Below are 18,497 nucleotides of genomic sequence, written 5' to 3'. Positions count from 1 at the left end.
CATGCATGGATCCAAACGAGGACTCGTCACCTTCTTGGGACGGTGATCGAGCGATTCAGTTGATGTTCCACGACTCGACAGCATCGAGTCGCCGGCCGTCGGAGTCGTACGTGTAGAAGCCTTCACCGTCCCCGAGACCGGTCTTTCCCGCGTCGATACCCTTTTGCAGTATGTCGGCAAATTTGACCTGATCCTCGCCACCGTGTGCGCGCGCGATGTGTGCAGCGACGTTGAAGCCGACAGTGTCGTATATCTGGAACGGACCGGCGGGTGCCCCGGTGGCTATGCGCCACACGTTGTCGATGTCCGCCGGATTGGCAACCCCGCCGACGTAAAGGTTGGCTCCTGCTTGCAGCAGCGGGATCAGAAGGCTGTTCAGCACGTATCCCGGAATTTCCTTACGGACCGGAACGGGAACGAGACCGATCTCCGACGCAAAGCTCAGTACGATATCGAAGTAGACAGGATCTGTTGCAGCAGTTGCCATCACCTCACCGGTGTTGTACCGCCACACGAGATTGGCGAAGTGCAATGCAAGAAACTTTTCCGGCCGCCCGGTGGCCTCGGCGAAACTGCTGGGCAGTAGTGACGACGAGTTGGTCACGAAGATAGTTTTCGGCGGAGCGGACGCGCCGATATCCGACCAGACCTTCTTCTTCAGGTCGAGATCCTCCGGAACTGCTTCGATCACCAGGTCGGCGTCCGAAACGGCCTCGGCGACGCTGGTGGTGGTCGTGATGGATTCGATGGCCTCGTCGAATCGCTCCTCGTCGAAAGTCTTCAGGTCACGCTTGTAATATCCGCGCATCCATTCCCAGCGGTCCGGCAGCTTGGCAAGTAATTCGTCGGAAATGTCGTATCCCACAACGGTTTTTCCGTGGTAAGCAGCCTGCATCATGATCTGCGAACCGAGCACTCCGGTTCCGAGTACGGTCACGTTATCGACATCGGTCATGGACGACACACTTCCCTTTATGTAGTCACTGGTTTCCCGCTCTCCAAGTTCTACCGCTGAGCGCGAAGCCATCGTCTCGTGGGGTCCAACAGCGGACCGACTCGACCGACGACGGCGCTTTACACTCCACAGGATCGACGGTTCACGCATACTCGAACGATGGCTGTCGATCCCCGCGGAAGAGACCTGAAGCGCTACCTCGAAGAAGACCCCGGTGGGCCGGTGGTGATGCTCAACCTGCTTCGGTTCGCCGAAGGTGGCCGCGATTCCTACGCGGAATATGCGAAAGCACTGGACGAGACGTTTCTCCCGCGCTACGGCGCGACGGTGCTGTACGCGGGCGACGGTTCGACCGCACTTGCCGCCGAGGACGGACAGGCCTGGGATGCAGTGCTCCTGGTCCAGTACCCGTCACGTAAGGCGTTCAGCGAGATGGTGGCCGATCCCGAGTATCAGACGGTGACGGCGTTACGGACCGCCGCGTTGACAGAGGCGGTCCTGCAGGCCACCATTCCGTGGTCGTGAATTCGCCCCTAGGCTTCGCATCCGCGTTCGCAAAGAGGGACTTCACGGCGTTGCGAGCAACTTACTGCGGAACAGGTCGAGTACCTGGTCCAAAGCCTGCCGTGTCGGCTGCCCTGGTTCGTCGATGAGTCCCTCCGTGACAACGGAATGCGGCGGTCCGAAGGCTTCCGGGTTGAACGAGGAGTCGGGTAGTTCCACCGAGACGAATGCGTCGCCGAGCTGCTCTCGCAGCCATTGGAATCGCACAGGCGGGCACATCTTGTCGCCCTCGAAGCGCATCCCCAGGACCGTGAGTTCCCCTGCTGCACAACGACTTTTGACCTTGTCGAGATCGCCCGGGGTGATATCGATGGATCGAGCGCGAGACTTCGATGCCGCGAACGGGAGCGACGGCTGCGAGAGCACCGGTGCGATCAGTCGATCGTCCGCCGCCATGGCGAGAGCGAATCCGCCGGTGAAGCACATTCCGATGGCACCGACGCCCGGTCCGCCGCAGCGCTCGTGCTCCTGCGCCGCCAGAGCCCGCAACCACACCACGATGCGCGACGATTTACCGGTAGCGAGGATGGTGAATTCGCGACTGACGCACGCCGGCACCATGGCGCGGGACATGGTGGCAACGGTGCCGAGCGCTCCCAGCGGCGCGGTCAGCGGATCCTTGCCGTCGACTCCGAACAGGTGCGGAACGACGGCCGTACAACCGATTTCGGCGACGGTTCTCGCGAAGTCCGCCACCCTGGGAGTGATGCCCGGCATCTCCGACATCACGATCACAGCAGGTCCGGTTCCGATGCGATAGACGGGCGCTGTCCGCCCGTCCGCGGTGAACTCGGTCCGCTCGAAGTCGGCCAGAGTGTCATCGGTCATTGGAGTGCGTCCTTCTGCCAGAGGGTTCACCGCGCCGAGCCGACGCTTGCGATCAAAGCTAGATCATCGTGGGTCGACACGACGTCGATAGAACACGTGTCGCTTAAGCACTCACCACGAGTTCGTGTCGGCCAGAACGGTCACACCCAGCGCGACGAAAAGCGTGGCACCGGCCGCAACTCCGAACAGACTCGCGGCGGGCGCTCCCGCGCGTCGGCCGAGCACGCTCGCCGCGACATCGAGGGCATCGATCCCGACCCCGGCCGCCACCGCCGCCTTTCGAACGTCCGAGGACGGGTGATGCAAGGCCATTCCGAGTGCCAGATCGCGTACTCCGAAGAGGCGAGTCGCCACCCCGGCGCTTCCGGGTTCACGCATGGGTCCGAGACCGAAGGCGCGCCACGAGTGCGCAGGACTGACCCACGACACCAAACCGGCAGTCGATCGCAGAACCGACAGTGCGAGCAACGGGGTCGACTGTGAACGCATAGCGTCTCCTTCAGATTTTGTAGTGGTTACTACAGAAACGCTACCTGTAGTGCCCACTACAATCAAGGCGTGGCCACCAAACATTCGCGCGAAGAGATGCTGTCCGGCGCGTTGGACGCTGCCCTGGAAGGCGGCCTGAGCCGCTTGACTTTCGGCCGACTCGCGTCGCGTCTGCAGATCAGCGATCGCATGGTCGTCTACTACTTCCCCACGAAGGACGACCTTCTGACGTCCGTTCTGTCGGTGGTGGGAGACCGATTGCAGCACGTGCTGTCCGCGGCGTTCCCGACGCCGATGAACGACCACCGCTCCCTCGTCGCGGCGGCGTGGCCGGTCGTGGCAAAACCTGAATACGATCCGTTGTTCGGTCTGTATTTCGAGGCGATAGGACAAGCCACTGCAGGACTGGAGCCCTACCGGTCGGTGGCCTCACTCTTGGTGGAGGGCTGGATCGAGTGGCTCAGCGGCTTTGTCGTCGGTAGTCCGGACCATCGACGGATGGAGGCCACAGCTGCAGTGGCACTGCTCGACGGCCTACTGCTCATGCGTCTGTTGGGAGGCAGCGATCTCGCCGCCACCGCATCGACGTCACTGCTGAACACCGGTGGATCCCAGAGGGAACGACCGAGTTCATGACGACGCCGGTTCTTCGATCGGCGTCTGGAACGACCACAGATGTCCCTCGGGATCGCGCACGCTGTATTCACGGACGCCGTAGGGCATGTCGGTGGGCAGGTAGTCGATCGATGCCCCGGTTGCCGCCACGCGAGCGTGGTGGGCATCGACGTCGTCGACGAGGATCGCAAGCGATGCGGTGACCGATCCGGTTGTCAGCGGCGACACCATCCGATGTTCGGAGGCCTCGCGGTGAAGCCACACCACACCGTCACCCGCATGCACTTCCCCGTGCACTGCTCTGTCGCCGTCGTATTCGATGGGCCCGGGAGCCAGTCCGAACACGTCGACGAGGTAGGAATGCGCTGCTGCGATGTCGCGATACACCAGCAACGTGGTGCGTCTGGTGACTGCCGGCTCCTCGGCCGACAGGCCCGAGAGTAGGTCCAACAGCGCGTCGTCGCCGAGGAGAGCACCATGCAGTAGCCGGTCCTCGACCGCCCGAACCCGCTCTCGCACACGAGCGAGCTCGGCCATCTGCCGGTCCAGGTCGGCCAGATGCTGCCGACTCAGGTGCAGGAGATCCGCTGCGTCCGGCTCCACATCGCCCAGCGGGGTGCCCAGTTCTCGGAGCAGTCGAATCCGGTACAGCCGGTCGAGGTCACCCCCGTCGTAGCGACGCCTGCCCCCTCCGTCTCGGACGGGAGCGAGCAGACCGAGTTCTTCGTAGTAGCGCAACGTACGCTCGGTGACGCCGGTTCTACGGGCCACATCACCGATGCCCCATGTGCTGGAATCGCTGCTGTTCATGCAGGCAACGGTAGAACCTCACGCCACGTCAGGAGCAAACTCGGCCGGTTCGGATCACACGTCTTCGAGTCGAATTCCCTTGGTTTCCTTCATGAAGAAGCAGGCGACACCGGTCAGAGCGGCCAGGAACATGATGTACACACCGAACACCCAGCCCAAGTCGAGGCCGAGGAAGAGCTGGTTGAGATACGGCGCAGTTCCGCCGAACACCGCTACCGAGAACGAATAGGCGAATCCGATTGCCTGCGTGCGGAGTCGGGTGGGAAAGCTTTCCGAGAGAGTCGAGGAAAGGATGGATGCCGGGACGGCGATGACGAGCAACGCCACCGTCGACGGGAGCAGCAGTGACCACCATTGCGTCGAGATCATCATCGTCAGCGGGATCTGCAGCACGAACATCAGCACGGCGAACGCGGCCAGCATCGGCCGTCGACCGATCGAATCCGAGAGACGACCGAAGAACGGCAGGGACACCAGCGCTATCAACTGAGCGACGACGAGCATCCAGTACGCGGTGTCCGGGTTCATCCCCCGCTGCGTGATGGCGAACGTCGAGACGTAGGAGGTCCAGGTGTAGTGCGCCGCAGTGATTCCCGACGTCATTCCGATCATCAACACGATCGCCTTGACGACGGTCTTGCGTGCGATCGGTGCCTGTTCCACCTTGTTCTGCTCCGAATCGAAGACCTCGCTCTCGTCCATGTTCTTGCGCAGGTAGAGCGCGAACAACGCCAGGAGTGCTCCCAGCAGGAACGGGATACGCCAACCCCACTGGCCGACAGCCGATTCCGACAGCGTCGAGGTGATGACGCCACCGACCGTGTACGCCAGAGCCGACCCGCCGAAGATCGCGACGAACGCGACGCTTCCCCACATGCCCCGACGGTTCGGCGGTGCGATCTCGCCGACGTAGGAGTACGCCGTCGCCGACTCACCGCCGTGCGCGAATCCCTGCATGACGCGTGCGAGCAACAGCAGTACCGAGGCCCAGGCACCGATCGCACCGTAGGTGGGCATGATGCCGATCAGCAGGCTGCCGGTCGCCATCATGAGCATCGTGGTGACGAGAACGAACTTGCGGCCCTTCTTGTCCGCGATCCGGCCGAACACGATGCCGCCGAGGGGCCGCATCAGGAATCCGACGGCGAACACTGCCAACGTCGACAGCAGTGCCGAGACCGGATCTGCCTGACTGAACATCGCCGCCGCGATGAACGGTGCGAACACCGCGTAGGCGCTCCACTCGTACCATTCGAGAACGTTGCCGACGGTGCTGGCGAAAAGCGATTTCTTCCGCGAGGAGATATCGGGTGCCGAGCGGGTATCGCGTGATGATCCGACGGTCATGGAGTGTCGCTTTCGGTCGAATGGTTCTGCACTGGAACAGGTTTGAGTGCTGCACGCCGAATCTTCCCGGTCTGGGTCTTGGGAAGTTCGTCGATGATGTGAATGGCCTTCGGGCGTTTGTAGGCCGCCAGTCGGTCGCGTGCGAAATCCACCAGCGCATCCGGCGTCACCGTCTTGCCGTTGCGCAGGGATACGTAGGCCACCACCGATTCGCCCTGGTAGTCGTCGGGCCTGCCCACCACAGCGGCCTCGAACACCGCGGGATGTTCGTAGAGGGTGTCCTCGACCTCTCGGGGCCAGACCTTGTACCCCGACACGTTGATCTGATCCTTGAGCCGGTCGACGAGATACACCCATCCGCCTTCGTCGATGATCGCCACGTCTCCAGTACGAAGACGACCTCCGGGCATCGTCGACGCGGTCGCATCGGGATTGCGCCAGTAGCCCGAGACCACCTGCGGACCCGAGATCTCCAGTTCCCCCGCGATTCCCGCGGCCGTCGGCTCCCCGGAGGAGTCCAACGTACGCAACGTCACTCGCGGCAACGGCAGCCCGACGGACAGCGACCCACTTGCGGAGTCCACCGGCGCTCGGGTGCCGGGCGGCACCGCGATGACGCCCGCTGTCGTTTCGGTCATGCCGTACGCGTTGTGGATGTAGCACCCGAATGCGGACTCGAAAGCGGTGACCGTTGCGGGCGGAATGGGTGCGCCGCCGGAGTACAAGGCCTTCACCGACTCGAAGTGGGCACGCGTCGCACCTGCAGTCTCGGAGATCGCGTTGAACACCGTGATCGACCCGATGGTGTACGTGACGCGGTGCTCGACGAAGGCGTCGAGAGTGACTGACGCATGGAAACGGTGAGCGAAGACGAGCACACAGTCGCGTATCAGAGCAACCGCCGCGTCGAGCATCGCGCCGGTGATGTGAAACAACGGCGCGACGGCGAACACGACGTCCCCGTCGGCGAGACCGGCCCGTTCCCCGAAATCCAGGGCCGTCGCGAATGCGTTCGCATGCGAGATCTGCGCACCCTTCGGCGGTCCCGTGGTTCCGGACGTGTAGGCCAGGAGTGCGAGATCGTCCGGGTGCGGGGCGAATTCGGGAACGGACCGGCCACGGTACAGATCGATCAGGCCCATGAGATCGTCGTCGGGGCGGGGGGTCACGCGAGACGTCGAAGTGAAGACGCGCGGGTCGTTGCGGGTCTGCAGGTCCAGTCCACTGGTGCTCACGAGCAGCCGAACCGTACTACCACGCAGTGTCGAACCGAGGGCTTCGAGATCGTGTTCGTCGCAGACGAGCGCGATCGGTTCTGCGTCGTCGATCAGCGTCCGCAGTTCGCGATTGCGGTACATCGGGTTGAGGATCAACGCGACCGCCCCGATCTTCCACAGCGCGAGAAAGGTCAGGGGGTACTGCGGAATGTTCTGCAGATAGATGCCGACACGGTCGCCGCGCGTCACTCCGCGGTCGATCATGGCGGCCGCAAGGGCGTCGGATGCCTCGTCCGCCTCGCGGGCGGTGAGCACGGAGTCGAAGTACGCCAGCGCCGGCCGGTCCGGGGCGTCGGACACTCTCCTGCGCCATCCGTCGAGGACGGTCGCAGGCCCGATCGCTCTGTCGAGGGTCATGGACGGCCCTTTCGGTTGACCGGAATCTCGGCCCAGGAGGACCGACCGAACACTCGCTCGGCGATAGTGTTCACAGTGTTACGGATCACAACTTCGGTGTCAACCCGGTGCGTAGCGGCCGGTGACAACCCGGTCGACCTCTACGGTAAGCGCATGACCGCGACCCACATCTGGCGCACGTACGAGGGATCGAACCTCTCCCCAGCATTGGCGTCGGCGTTGAACACGTTCGTCGAGCAGGGGTACCACGGCACATCGGTGCGGCAGATCGCTGCAGGTGCCGGCCTGTCCGTTCCCGGCCTGTACCACCACTTTCCATCGAAGCAGGCGCTGCTGGTCGGCATCATGGACGCGTCGATGGACGAACTGCTGGATCGGACTCGATCGGCCGAGAACGAAGCAGGTCCGTTGCCGAGCGATCGGTTCGACGCGGTCGTGGAGTCCCTGCTGCTGTTCCACATTCACCGACGCGACGCCGCCTTCGTGTGTTCGACGGAGATCCGCAGCCTCGAATCCGCGAATCGCGCCGCGTACATCGCGAAGCGGGACGAGGAACAACGACTGCTCGACGCCATCGTCGTCGACGGCGTCGAGTCCGGCGTCTTCGACACTCCGCACCCGGCGGATGCCAGCCGAGCCGTCACGACGATGTGCGTCGGTGTCGCAACGTGGTATCGACCCGACGGGCCGCTGTCTCCGAGCGAGCTGGTGGCGGTGTATCTCGACATTGCCCGTCGTACGGTCGGAGCCGCGACCGGCGGGCGGGAGTAGCTGCCCCGGAATCCTTGACCCGATCGAGTGATTGTGCCAACCTTCCAGTGACCGAGCGAGTGTTCGGTCGGCACCGGAATGGGAGCGCATCGTGGCCATCGATCTGACATTCGACCCCGACATCGAGAAGTTGATCGAGAGGACGCGCACGTTCACTCGCGAACACGTGCTTCCCATCGAGGACCGATTTCTGGGGAACGTCGCCGATGCCGGCGGCGACCGACTTCGCGTCGAAATGCAGGCAGCCGCCAAGGATGCCGGCGTGTTCGCCCCACATGCCCCCGTCGAATACGGCGGCCACGGTCTGTCCATGAGCGACCGCGCTCCGGTGTTCGAGGAAGCCGGTTACTCACTGTTCGGACCGATCGCTCTCAACCTCGGCGCACCCGACGAGGGCAACGTGCACATGCTCGCCCACATCGCATCGACGACGCAGAAGGAGCAGTTTCTCGCTCCCCTGGCGCGCGGTGACATGCGCTCGGCGTTCGCCATGACCGAACCTGCCCCGGGTGCCGGGTCCGATCCCTCGGCCCTGACCACTGCGGCCGAGCGGGTCGACGGTGGCTGGAAGATCAACGGACACAAGTGGTTCATCACCGGTGCCGATGGTGCAGGTTTCTTCATCATCATGGCCCGTACCTCCGGTAAGCCAGGAGATCGCGGCGGCGCGACGATGTTCCTGGCCCCTGCGGACACCGCGGGGATCACAGTCGGCCGTCACATCGGCACCCTGGACAAAGCCATGATCGGCGGGCACTGCGAGGTGTTCTTCGAGAACGTGTTCGTGCCCGACGACAACGTTCTCGGGGCCGTCGACGAGGGATTCGCCTACGCCCAGGTGCGTTTGGGGCCCGCCCGCATGACTCACGTGATGCGGTGGCTCGGAGCTTCCAGGCGGGCCCACGACATCGCCGTGGCGCAGGTCGCTCAGCGCGAAGGGTTCGGCGGCAAGCTCGGCGATCTGGGCATGGTGCAGAAGATGGTCGCGGACAACGAGATCGACATCGCGGCCACCCGCGCACTGCTGATCAAGGCCTGCTTCGAGCTGGATCGGGGTGGGCACGCGAGCAACGAGACCTCCATTGCCAAGACGTTCGCCGCCGAGGCGATCTTCCGCATCGTCGACCGCAGCATTCAGATGTGCGGGGGCCTCGGCGTTTCGGACGATTTTCCGCTGGCGAGGCTCTCCCGCGAGGTGCGTCCGTTCCGTGTGTACGACGGCCCGTCCGAGGTACACCGCTGGGCCATCGCCAAGCGGACGATCGGTGCAGCCAAGCGCGCAGCACGGGAGGCACAGTCGTGAGCGAACTTCCGGGCATGAATCGCGATGCGCTCGAGCAGTTCCTGCGCGGGAACGGCATCGAGGTCGACGGTGAACTGTCGGTCGAGATGATCAGCGGGGGTCGCTCCAATCTCACCTACAAGGCATTCGACGATTCCTCGACATGGGTTGTTCGCCGCCCTCCCACGAGTGGGCTCACCCCCTCGGCGCACGACATGGCCCGCGAGTGGGCCGTCACGGAAGCCCTTGCATCCACCGACGTTCCGGTCGCCGGGACCATTGCGTTCGATCGGGAGGGTTCGGTGCTCGGTGCACCCATGACCGTCGTCGACTTCGTACCCGGCCGAGTCGTTCGTAGCCGCGAGGATCTTCGCGATCTGACGGACGCTCAGGTCACCGAGAACGCCGCCGAGTTGGTCCGAGTGCTCGCCAGGCTGCATGCGGTCGATCCCGACGCCGTGGGCCTCGGCAGCTTCGGCCGTCCCGACGGGTTCGTCTCTCGACAGGTCGCGACGTGGGCTCGGCAGTGGGAACGAGTCAAGACTCGTGATCTACCCGATGTCGAACGATTGCATCGCGCGCTGGAAGCAGCGGTACCGGCGGGATCTGCGTCGTCCATCGTGCACGGCGATTATCGCGTCGACAACACCATTCTCGACGCACATGACGTCGGTTCCGTTGCCGCGGTGGTGGACTGGGAGATGTCCACGCTCGGCGATCCGCTGACCGACGTGGCTCTGATGTGCATCTACCGCCAACCGGTCTTCGATGCGGTCCTCGGCGCGGACGCTGCCTGGACGAGCGATCGGTACCCATCCGCGGCAGATCTCGCGCAACACTACGCAGTGGAATCCGGTCGGGAGCTTCATGATTGGGGCTTCTACCTCGCCCTCGCCAATTTCAAACTCGGAGTGATCGGCGAGGGAATCACCTACCGTGCGCTGTCGGGCTCCGACACCGGGGCCGGTGCAGGCAAGGCCGCCGAGGCCACCGGGGAGTTCATCGCGGCCGGGCTGCGAGCACTCGCAGGAACCACCGACTGACGCGAAAACCGCTGTCAGGCAGGTTCTCTCATCACACCGATGTGGCGGACGGTGCCGGACACGCCCGGAAGCTCCTGGGGTTCGGACCAGGTGTTCAGCCCGTCCGTACTGTCGGAGTAGAAGTACTTTCGGTTGGTGTAGTCGTCGTAGTACAAACGCCAGGTGCCGTCGGGCAACTCGATGACTGCCGGGCCTTCTTTCAGTGGTCCGAAATCGCGGGTGGGAACGACGGTGTACGGCCCGATCAACGACGGTGCCGTCCAGTGCTCGATGACCTTGTGGGTCTCGTTCTTGGTGAACGCGTGGTAGGTCGGCCCTACCTTGACCACCGTGGTGTCGATGTGGTCCGCTCCGATGCCCACGAACGGAACCGGGAAGCTCCACATCCTCAGGCCTGGATCCATGGCCGTCATCAGATACGGCACGAACCCGCCGCCGGTCGACAGCGAGACGATGATGCTGACGCGGTCCCCCTCGACGAACCACTCGGGTGCCCATGCCTTCGTGGTGAACGGAGACAACGACGGTCCGTCCGAGAAGCCGGCCGATCCGCTGAATCCGGAAGGGCTGGCAGATCCGGTACCGGCCCCGGTGCCCGGTAGGAAAGCGCAGCAGAACGGGATCGGGAAGTTCTGCAGGAACGTCCAGTTCACGCGGTCACTGCTGCGCGCGAAGCCGATGTTCGCACCGCCGCCGGTCGTGTACGTCACGTAGTACATCCCGTCGGTGTGCCGGAAGATGCTCGCGTCGCGCACCACTCCGGACGGAGGTCGGTACGCCGATGTCTGCAGTGCTGTGAAATCGGTGCCGTCGCTGGACTGGTAGACATCCATGTCTCGATCGCTGTCGTTGCTGAACGCCACCATCGTGTATCGCCACGAGGAGGGTGCAGCGGCACCTGTTCCTGCGGCGGAGAACAGCAGTCCGGCGACAGTCAGGATCACCATCGGGACGACGAACAAGAACCTGCGTGCGGTGGATGTCACCGAGGAAGTATGTCCGACCCGTACGCATCATGCGTCACTTTGGTAACAGCTCCAACAGATCGTTACCGATGTTGTTATGAATGCGAAATGTACTGAGTCGTGGGCTTGGCCTGGTACATCTCGTGATCGGCATCGTCGAGTATGTCCAGTGCACTTCGAGTGTCGTCGCGGTCGACGGTGACGACACCGATGCTCGCCGTCACCGTCAACACCCGCCCCGCGGCGGTGATGGGAGTGGCCAGTTCGGCGCGAACGTCGTCGGCCTCGGTGCCGATGCACCGCGAAACGACCGCCACGAACTCGTCACCCCCGATGCGACCCACGAAGGCATCGGCCGGGAGAGCGCGTGTCAGTCGGTCTGCCACCACCCCCAGAACGGCGTCGCCGACAGTATGACCGTGTAGATCGTTGATGGTCTTGAAGTTGTCGAGGTCGATGAACAGTACGGCCATGGAGTCCTCGCGATCGGGCATCGCCAGTTGCTCGTCCAGGCGAGCCAGAATCAAGGGCCTGTTCGGCAGGCCGGTCAGGTCGTCGTGCGTCGCCGCATGCTCGAGCTTCATGCTCATCCGGTAGGTGTCGGTGATGTCGACGAACGTCGCCACCACGGAGGGGTTCGGATCGACCGGGGTGAGCATCGTCGCCGTCAAGGACAACCAGAAGTTCCGACCGTCTCGGCGACGTTCGACCCCGATCACCGCCTGGCAGGGCTCACCGGTTTTCCTGGTGACGGCGACCGGATGCTCGAACGGGTGAATCGGCTCTTCGTCGGTGCCGTACACCCGAAACGGAAGAACGGATGCCTGTCCTGCGGTCGCCAACCCGACCTGGATGTCGAGAATGGTCTTCGCAGCCAGGTTTGCCGATTCGATACGGCCGGTGTGATCGAGAACGACGACACCGGCCTCCAGCGATTCCACAACCGCGGTGAAATGATCCTCGACTCTGCGTACTGCGCTCTGGTCGGCGCAGACCAACACATAGCCGTCGGGCATCTGAGCAGCCGACACGATCACCGCAAGCGCCGTCCCGTCGGCATGTCGATGCGAATCGGTCAGTCGGCCGCCGACAGCGAGAATCGCGGCCGGATCGCAGGGCACCCCGACGGCCGCCGAAACGTCACGTCCGAGCACGTCCGCTGCCGGTCGACCGTAGACCGACTCCGCAGCGGGATTCCAGCTCGACACCAGACCGTCGGCGGACACACCGATGATGGCATCGCTGACGTGCTCGACCAGAGCGGCCTGCTTCTTCAGCGCCTTCTGCGCAGCCTTGTGTTCGGTGAGATCGCGAAGAATGACCTGAAACGCCGGCTCACCGTTCCACACCGTGCGCACCGATACCGCTTCCATCGCCAGTGTCGTCCCGTCGAGGGCCAGCACCGTCGCTTCCGACGCGGCGCTGGCGGTGCCGTGTGTGTCGAGCGCGGCGATCCGCGCGAGCATGGGGCCCACCGATTCGGCGGCGATGAACTTCGTGATCGGATGCCCGATGACGTCCGTTGCTGCCTCGGCACGCAGAAATCGCATTCCGGCGGGGTTGAGGTAGACGAGGATGCCTCGCCGATGGACCCCGATGGCGTCCGGCGAATGCTCGACGAGAACCCGGTAGCGATCGGCGAGTCCGGGCGACGCGGGACTCGATCGAGGGTCGCCGACGCCATCACGCTCCCCTGGAGCCATGCTCGGTCCTCGCGATCGTAGACGGACGGTCAACACCCGATTGAACCACTTACGAACGTACCGTTGGCGACTCATGTCCGTTTTCGACTTTATGTCCGGTTTCTCGGCTGGACCTGACGCCTGTTTGCGGGGCTAAATCGAGGAGCGAGCCGAATCCGGTTCGCGTAACTCGACAAGAAACGGATTTCGACGTGAGCTCTCTCGGCATCGACATCACCGGTATCGGCGCACTGTCCGGCTACGGCCGGGGCGCAGCCGCCCTGTGGGACGGCCTGTCCACGGGCAAGGCGGCAGCCACGCTGCACCACGACCACACCCGACCGGGGCAAAACCCGGTGTGGCTGGCGAAAGTCCCCGACGGCGGGGACCAGAGCGATGGCACCAGCCGATTCGGGCGGGCACTTCGCGGGGCAGCGCGGGAGGCCATCGACGACGCGATGGCGCGGGGCTGGCAACCCGGTCGGCGAGTGGGTCTCATCCACGCCGTCGTCCTGGGTGAAGTGGACGAGTGGCGTAATTTCTATCTGCACGACGGCGGCCAACGCCGTGTTCGTGACTATCTCACGCTGATGCCGTCCACCCCGGTGTCCCTGTTGATGCAGGAATACGGCTTTCACGGTCCGGCCATGAATGTCTCGGCGATGTGTGCGTCGGGCAATGCAGGTCTGCTGACCGCCAAGATGTGGCTCGATACCGGGTTCGTCGACGACGTGGTGTTCGTGGCCACCGACCTGTCCTTGACTCCGGAGAACATCGACCACTTCGTCGCGCTCGGCGTCGGTGTCGTGGACGTGGAGCCACAGGAAGGCTGCCGCCCCTTCCAGGAAGGCAGCCGCGGGTTCGGAATGGGTGAGGCTGCAACGGCATTCGTACTGTCGACGCGCAGCTCGGCCTCGTACGCGCGGGTGCTGGGCGGTTCGATGACACACGACGCGTTTCATGCCACCTCGATCGACCCTGCGCTCACTCAGGTGCGGGCCTGCTTCGAGCAGGCGTTGGTCGACGCCGACGTCACTGCCCGGCAGGTGCGGTATCTCAACGCTCATGGTCCCGGCACCGCACAGTGCGATGCGGCCGAAACTGCGATGTTGGAGACGGTGCTTCGATCCCACGCACAGGTGTACTCGGTGAAGCCGCTCACGGGCCACTGCCAGGGGGCGGCCTCGGCAATCGAAACCGTATCGGCAGTCATGGGATTCGAGCGCGGACTCGTTCCGGCGGCCCCGCAGGTCTCTGATGCTCATCCCCTGCTGCTCGACGGATTCACCACCGCCGAGGCAGGATTGACCGTGAAATCGTCATTGGGAATGGGCGGTCACAACTCGGTGGTGGTGTTGGCTCCGGCGTGAGCTGCACTCGTCGGTCCGGCAGCCCGCGTGGTCGCGGGCTGCCGGCTCGGCGTGCGGACTTCAGACCTGAGCTGCGTTACCGCAGATTCCGCATTCCTCGAATTCGACGCGCTTCCAGCGTGCGACCGGAACGAAGAACAGCGTGAATTGCTGATACTGCTTCATCCGCGCCCACTGGGTGGTGTTGTGGCACCGCGGACAGTTTCGGGTTGCCCCTGGGCCGATGTGTTTGCGCTTGCTGCCGAAACCGAAGAGAAGAAACATGACACCAGCCTAGGGTTCGGACGGCGTCAGCTCGCGATCATGCCGTGTGGATCGATGACGAACTTCTGTGCGACTCCGCTGTCGAATTCGCGGTAGCCGCGTGGTGCGTCGTCGAGCGAGATGACGGTGGCATTCACTGCCTTGGCGATCGAGACACGTTCCTTCAGAATCGCATTCATCAATTCACGGTGGTAGCTCATCACCGGGCACTGACCGGTGGCGAACGACAGCGATTTCGCCCAACCGGTGCCGAGACTCAACGACAACGCGCCGCGCTGGGCCGCCTCGTCCACGCCACCGGGGTCTCCGGTGACGTACAGCCCGGGGATGCCGATTCCACCGCCGGCCGTGGTGATGTCCATCAACGAGTTGAGAACCGTCGCAGGCGCTTCACGAGACGAATCGCCGCCGTGGCCACGGGCTTCGAATCCCACCGCATCGACGGCCGCGTCGACCTCGGGGACTCCGAGGATCTGCTCGATCTGGTCCTGCGGAGCTCCCTTGCCCACGTCCACGGTCTCGCAACCGAACGTTCGCGCTTGGGCGAGCCTGTCGGCGTTCATGTCGCCGACGATCACCACCGATGCTCCCAGTAGTTGTGCGCCGACAGCGGCGGCGAGGCCGACCGGGCCCGCACCCGCGATGTACACCGTCGCACCGGGTTTCACCCCTGCGGTCACCGCCCCGTGGAACCCGGTGGGAAAGATGTCCGACAGCATGGTCAGGTCCAGAATCTTCTCCAGAGCCTGGTCACGATCGGGAAACTTGAGCAGATTGAAATCTGCGTACGGTGCCATGACGTATTCGGCTTGGCCGCCGACCCAACCGCCCATGTCCACGTAGCCGAATGCCGAGCCCGGTCGATCGGGGTTGACGTTCAGACAGATTCCGGTCTTGCGCTCCTTGCAGTTTCGACACCGGCCGCAGGCGATGTTGAACGGTACGGAGCAGATGTCACCGACCTTCAGAAACTCGACGTCTCTACCGACCTCGACGATCTCACCGGTGATCTCGTGACCGAGCACCAGCCCCTCGGGTGCAGTGGTTCGCCCGCGAACCATGTGCTGATCACTGCCGCAGATGTTGGTCGAGACAACCTTGAGGATCACTCCGTGCTCGCACTTGCGGCCGATGTTCGCCGGGTTCACTCCAGGGCCGTCGGTCAACTCCAGGCCCGGAAAAGCAATGTCCTGGACCTCCACTTTGCCCGGTCCTGCGTACGTCACTGCGCGGTTGTCTGCCATGAGTTCTCCTCTTCGTCGAGTGAGTTGTGTGCTCATCGAGCCGAGATCATCGACCCGATCGCACCTGTGGCCTGCCTCACACCAGTATGCACAGTTGCGAATAGGTGCGTTGACGAGAAACTCGAATCGGCGCGAGTGAACACTCTCGCCTCGCACTCGATGAACCGATGCATCCCACGCACTTGACTCGACCGATGTTAGCGCTCACACTGTGTTGCACACGTCACATCGAGTGGCACCGCGAAGGAGTTCTGCATGCCGGTTGACCAGTACACGGTAGGTGTCGATTTCGGCACCCTGTCCGGACGCGCCGTCGTCGTTCGCGTGTCCGACGGTGCCGAAATTGCCTCGGCAGTCCACGATTACCGACACGCGGTGCTCGAGGAGACGCTGCCCGGAGGCACGGTTCGGTTGCCCGACGCGTGGGCACTGCAGGTGCCCGACGACTATCGCGACGTCCTGCGCCGCGCGGTGCCTGCCGCTCTGGCGGCCGCGGGCATCGAACCCGACCAGGTCGTCGGCATCGGTACCGACTTCACCGCGTGCACCATGGTGCCCACCTACGCCGACGGCACTCCGCTGTGTGAGGACCCGCGCTTCGCCGATCGGCCGCACTCGTACGTGAAATTGTGGAAACACCATGCAGCACAGGGGCAGGCGGACCGCATCAACGAACTGGCAGAACAGCGCGGCGAGAGTTGGCTCCCCCGCTACGGCGGACTGATCTCCTCGGAATGGGAGTTCGCCAAGGCGCTGCAGATCCACGAGGAAGACACCGGGATCTACGACGCGATGGACCGATGGGTCGAAGCGGCCGATTGGATCGTCTGGCAGCTCTGCGGACACTACGTGCGCAATGCGTGCACGGCCGGATACAAGGGCATCTATCAGGACGGGCACTACCCGTCCGCAGACTTCCTCGCCGAGCTGGCACCGGGCTTCGGTTCCTTCGTCGCCGACAAACTCGATCAGCCGTTGGGCGAGTTGGGTTCTCGCGCAGGTACGTTGACCGCCGAAGCCGCGCACTGGACCGGGCTGCCCGAGGGCATCGCCGTCGCGGTCGGCAACGTCGACGCGCACGTGACCGCCCCCGCGGCCGGAGCGGTGGAACCGGGCCGGATGGTCGCCATCATGGGGACCTCGACCTGCCACGTGATGAGCTCGACCGTCCTGAAGGAAGTTCCCGGCATGTGCGGGGTGGTGGACGGTGGAATCGTCGCCGGATCCTTCGGCTACGAGGCCGGACAGAGCGGCGTCGGCGACATCTTCGGATGGTTCACACGGACCTCGGTTCCCGCGTCGTACAGCGAGGCGGCTGAAGCGGCAGGTGAGTCGGTACACGAACACCTGACTCGCCTCGCGCAGACGCAGGACGTGGGTGAGCACGGGCTCGTCGCGCTCGACTGGCACAGCGGAAACCGATCGGTCCTGGTCGATCACGAACTGTCCGGTCTGGTCATCGGAACCACGCTGGCGACGCGACCCGAGGACACCTACCGCGCACTGCTCGAAGCAACGGCGTTCGGAACCCGCGTCATCGTCGAGACGTTCCGCGACAGCGGCGTTCCGGTCGAGGAGTTCGTGGTGGCAGGAGGGTTGGCACGCAACCCGCTCCTGATGCAGATATACGCCGATGTGCTACGAATGCCGTTGTCGGTCATCGCTTCTGCACAGGGACCGGCGCTGGGATCGGCCATCCATGCTGCGGTTGCGGCCGGGTGCTACCCCGATGTACCCGTCGCGGCGAAATCGATGGGCAAGATACGTCGCGGCGCATTCGTGCCCGACGAATCACGCTCGGCGGCCTACGATTCCCTGTTCGAGATCTATCTGGAGTTACACGATCGATTCGGCCGAGACGTGCCGACCATGCGCCGACTGCGGGCGCTTCGACGTGACGCACTGACTCGAAAGGTGGACGCGTCATGACGGTCGTCGACGATGTGCGCGAGGTCATCGAGGAAGTGCGCCGTGACGTGTGTACGTTGCACTCCGAGTTGGTGCGCTACGGACTGGTGGTCTGGACGGCAGGCAACGTCTCGGCGAGGGTCCCCGGCCGGGACCTCATGGTCATCAAGCCCAGCGGAGTCTCCTACGACGACCTCACGCCCGACAACATGGTGGTGTGCGATCTGCACGGCAGGGTGGTCGAGGGTGACCATGCACCCTCCTCGGACACCGAGGCGCAGGCCTATGTCTACCGGCATCTCGACCACATCGGCGGTGTGGTGCACACACATTCGCCGTACGCGGTGGCGTGGGCGGCCCGAGGAGAACCCATCCCTGTGGTCACCACCATGTGCGCGGACGAGTTCGGCGGAGACATTCCCGTCGGCCCCTTCGCCGTCATAGGCGACGACTCGATCGGACGCGGCATCGTCGATACCCTCGCCGACAGTCGATCTCCGGCGATCCTCATGCAGAACCACGGTGTCTTCGCGGTCGGCCCATCCGCCCGATCTGCGGTGAAAGCCGCGGTCATGTGCGAGGACGTCGCGAGGTCGGTGCACCTGGCATATCAACTGGGACAACCGCTTCCCATTCCGAGCTCGAAGGTCGACGCACTGTACGACCGCTATCAGAACGTCTACGGCCAGCGCTGACCGGCGCGTCCGATCTTCTCTCCACGGAGGT

18 protein-coding genes are annotated in these 18,497 nt (G+C 64.0%); 8 read left to right on the top strand and 10 right to left on the bottom strand.

The window, feature by feature from the left end; all coding sequences use genetic code 11:
- Positions 1-55: 55 nt before the first annotated feature.
- Complete coding sequence (locus A2J02_RS03570; RefSeq protein ID WP_082898876.1) at positions 56-955, bottom strand: 3-hydroxyacyl-CoA dehydrogenase; 900 nt, start codon at positions 953-955, stop codon at positions 56-58.
- Between the two features lie 159 nt (positions 956-1,114).
- On the opposite strand from A2J02_RS03570, the gene A2J02_RS03565 reads away from it, so the two are divergent.
- A complete protein-coding gene (locus A2J02_RS03565) occupies positions 1,115-1,480 on the top strand; it encodes a DUF1330 domain-containing protein (protein ID WP_068046864.1) in 366 nt (121 codons plus the stop codon).
- 42 nt (positions 1,481-1,522) lie between these two features.
- On the opposite strand, the gene A2J02_RS03560 is transcribed toward A2J02_RS03565, so the two are convergent.
- Positions 1,523-2,347 carry a dienelactone hydrolase family protein gene (locus tag A2J02_RS03560; protein WP_068046862.1) on the bottom strand — a complete coding sequence of 275 codons (825 nt, stop codon included), beginning with the start codon at positions 2,345-2,347 and terminating at the stop codon, positions 1,523-1,525.
- A gap of 111 nt (positions 2,348-2,458) precedes the next feature.
- Positions 2,459-2,836: a hypothetical protein gene (locus tag A2J02_RS03555; protein WP_094639766.1), complete on the bottom strand. Its 378-nt coding sequence runs from the start codon at positions 2,834-2,836 to the stop codon at positions 2,459-2,461.
- A 69-nt stretch (positions 2,837-2,905) separates the two neighbouring features.
- Here A2J02_RS03555 and A2J02_RS03550 point away from each other — a divergent pair, with 69 nt between their 5' ends.
- Positions 2,906-3,472 carry a TetR/AcrR family transcriptional regulator gene (locus tag A2J02_RS03550; RefSeq protein WP_068046856.1) on the top strand — a complete coding sequence of 189 codons (567 nt, stop codon included), beginning with the start codon at positions 2,906-2,908 and terminating at the stop codon, positions 3,470-3,472.
- Here the strand turns inward: A2J02_RS03550 and A2J02_RS03545 are convergent.
- The 3 genes from A2J02_RS03545 to A2J02_RS03535 are packed head-to-tail and all read right to left on the bottom strand — an operon-like array spanning position 3,467 to position 7,242.
- Positions 3,467-4,261 (bottom strand): MerR family transcriptional regulator, encoded by a 795-nt coding sequence (locus A2J02_RS03545; protein WP_068046853.1) that lies wholly within the window; start codon positions 4,259-4,261, stop codon positions 3,467-3,469. The two genes, A2J02_RS03550 and A2J02_RS03545, sit on opposite strands and share 6 nt — an antisense overlap.
- A gap of 54 nt (positions 4,262-4,315) precedes the next feature.
- A complete protein-coding gene (locus tag A2J02_RS03540; RefSeq protein WP_068046850.1) occupies positions 4,316-5,608 on the bottom strand; it encodes an MFS transporter in 1,293 nt (430 codons plus the stop codon).
- A complete protein-coding gene (locus A2J02_RS03535; RefSeq protein ID WP_068046847.1) occupies positions 5,605-7,242 on the bottom strand; it encodes a class I adenylate-forming enzyme family protein in 1,638 nt (545 codons plus the stop codon). Before A2J02_RS03535 ends, A2J02_RS03540 begins: the two co-directional genes overlap by 4 nt.
- Before the next feature lie 153 nt (positions 7,243-7,395).
- Between A2J02_RS03535 and A2J02_RS03530 the strand changes: the two genes are divergently transcribed.
- The 3 genes from A2J02_RS03530 (at position 7,396) to A2J02_RS03520 (ending at position 10,338) form a co-directional block, all read left to right on the top strand.
- A complete protein-coding gene (locus A2J02_RS03530) occupies positions 7,396-8,013 on the top strand; it encodes a TetR/AcrR family transcriptional regulator (protein WP_068046844.1) in 618 nt (205 codons plus the stop codon).
- 91 nt (positions 8,014-8,104) lie between these two features.
- Positions 8,105-9,316, top strand: coding sequence for an acyl-CoA dehydrogenase family protein (locus A2J02_RS03525; RefSeq protein WP_068046842.1), 1,212 nt, complete (start codon positions 8,105-8,107; stop codon positions 9,314-9,316).
- Positions 9,313-10,338: a phosphotransferase family protein gene (locus A2J02_RS03520; protein WP_068046839.1), complete on the top strand. Its 1,026-nt coding sequence runs from the start codon at positions 9,313-9,315 to the stop codon at positions 10,336-10,338. Before A2J02_RS03525 ends, A2J02_RS03520 begins: the two co-directional genes overlap by 4 nt.
- 14 nt (positions 10,339-10,352) lie before the next feature.
- Here A2J02_RS03520 and A2J02_RS03515 read toward each other — a convergent pair whose 3' ends face one another.
- Both A2J02_RS03515 and A2J02_RS03510 read right to left on the bottom strand, forming a co-directional pair.
- Positions 10,353-11,285 (bottom strand): arabinofuranosidase, encoded by a 933-nt coding sequence (locus A2J02_RS03515; RefSeq protein ID WP_068046945.1) that lies wholly within the window; start codon positions 11,283-11,285, stop codon positions 10,353-10,355.
- Between the two features lie 113 nt (positions 11,286-11,398).
- Positions 11,399-13,006 carry a sensor domain-containing protein gene (locus A2J02_RS03510; protein WP_068046836.1) on the bottom strand — a complete coding sequence of 536 codons (1,608 nt, stop codon included), beginning with the start codon at positions 13,004-13,006 and terminating at the stop codon, positions 11,399-11,401.
- 191 nt (positions 13,007-13,197) lie between these two features.
- Here A2J02_RS03510 and A2J02_RS03505 point away from each other — a divergent pair, with 191 nt between their 5' ends.
- Positions 13,198-14,355 (top strand): beta-ketoacyl synthase N-terminal-like domain-containing protein, encoded by a 1,158-nt coding sequence (locus A2J02_RS03505; protein WP_068046833.1) that lies wholly within the window; start codon positions 13,198-13,200, stop codon positions 14,353-14,355.
- Positions 14,356-14,415: 60 nt separating this feature from the next.
- Here A2J02_RS03505 and A2J02_RS03500 read toward each other — a convergent pair whose 3' ends face one another.
- Positions 14,416-14,619 carry a zinc-ribbon domain-containing protein gene (locus A2J02_RS03500; RefSeq protein ID WP_068046830.1) on the bottom strand — a complete coding sequence of 68 codons (204 nt, stop codon included), beginning with the start codon at positions 14,617-14,619 and terminating at the stop codon, positions 14,416-14,418.
- Positions 14,620-14,645: 26 nt separating this feature from the next.
- The gene (fdhA, locus tag A2J02_RS03495; protein ID WP_068046827.1) at positions 14,646-15,863 is read right to left on the bottom strand and encodes a formaldehyde dehydrogenase, glutathione-independent; all 1,218 of its coding nucleotides are present in this window, start codon (positions 15,861-15,863) and stop codon (positions 14,646-14,648) included.
- A 255-nt stretch (positions 15,864-16,118) separates the two neighbouring features.
- Between fdhA and araB the strand changes: the two genes are divergently transcribed.
- Both araB and A2J02_RS03485 read left to right on the top strand, forming a co-directional pair.
- A complete protein-coding gene (gene araB, locus A2J02_RS03490) occupies positions 16,119-17,792 on the top strand; it encodes a ribulokinase (protein WP_068046824.1) in 1,674 nt (557 codons plus the stop codon).
- Positions 17,789-18,466 (top strand): L-ribulose-5-phosphate 4-epimerase, encoded by a 678-nt coding sequence (locus A2J02_RS03485; protein ID WP_068046821.1) that lies wholly within the window; start codon positions 17,789-17,791, stop codon positions 18,464-18,466. The genes araB and A2J02_RS03485 overlap by 4 nt, the downstream gene beginning before the upstream one ends.
- Positions 18,467-18,497: the final 31 nt, after the last annotated feature.

Origin of the sequence: Rhodococcus sp. EPR-147 (genome assembly GCF_001647185.1) — a bacterium.
GTDB lineage: Bacteria > Actinomycetota > Actinomycetes > Mycobacteriales > Mycobacteriaceae > Rhodococcoides.
This window is presented reverse-complemented; position numbering and strand designations above follow the sequence as displayed.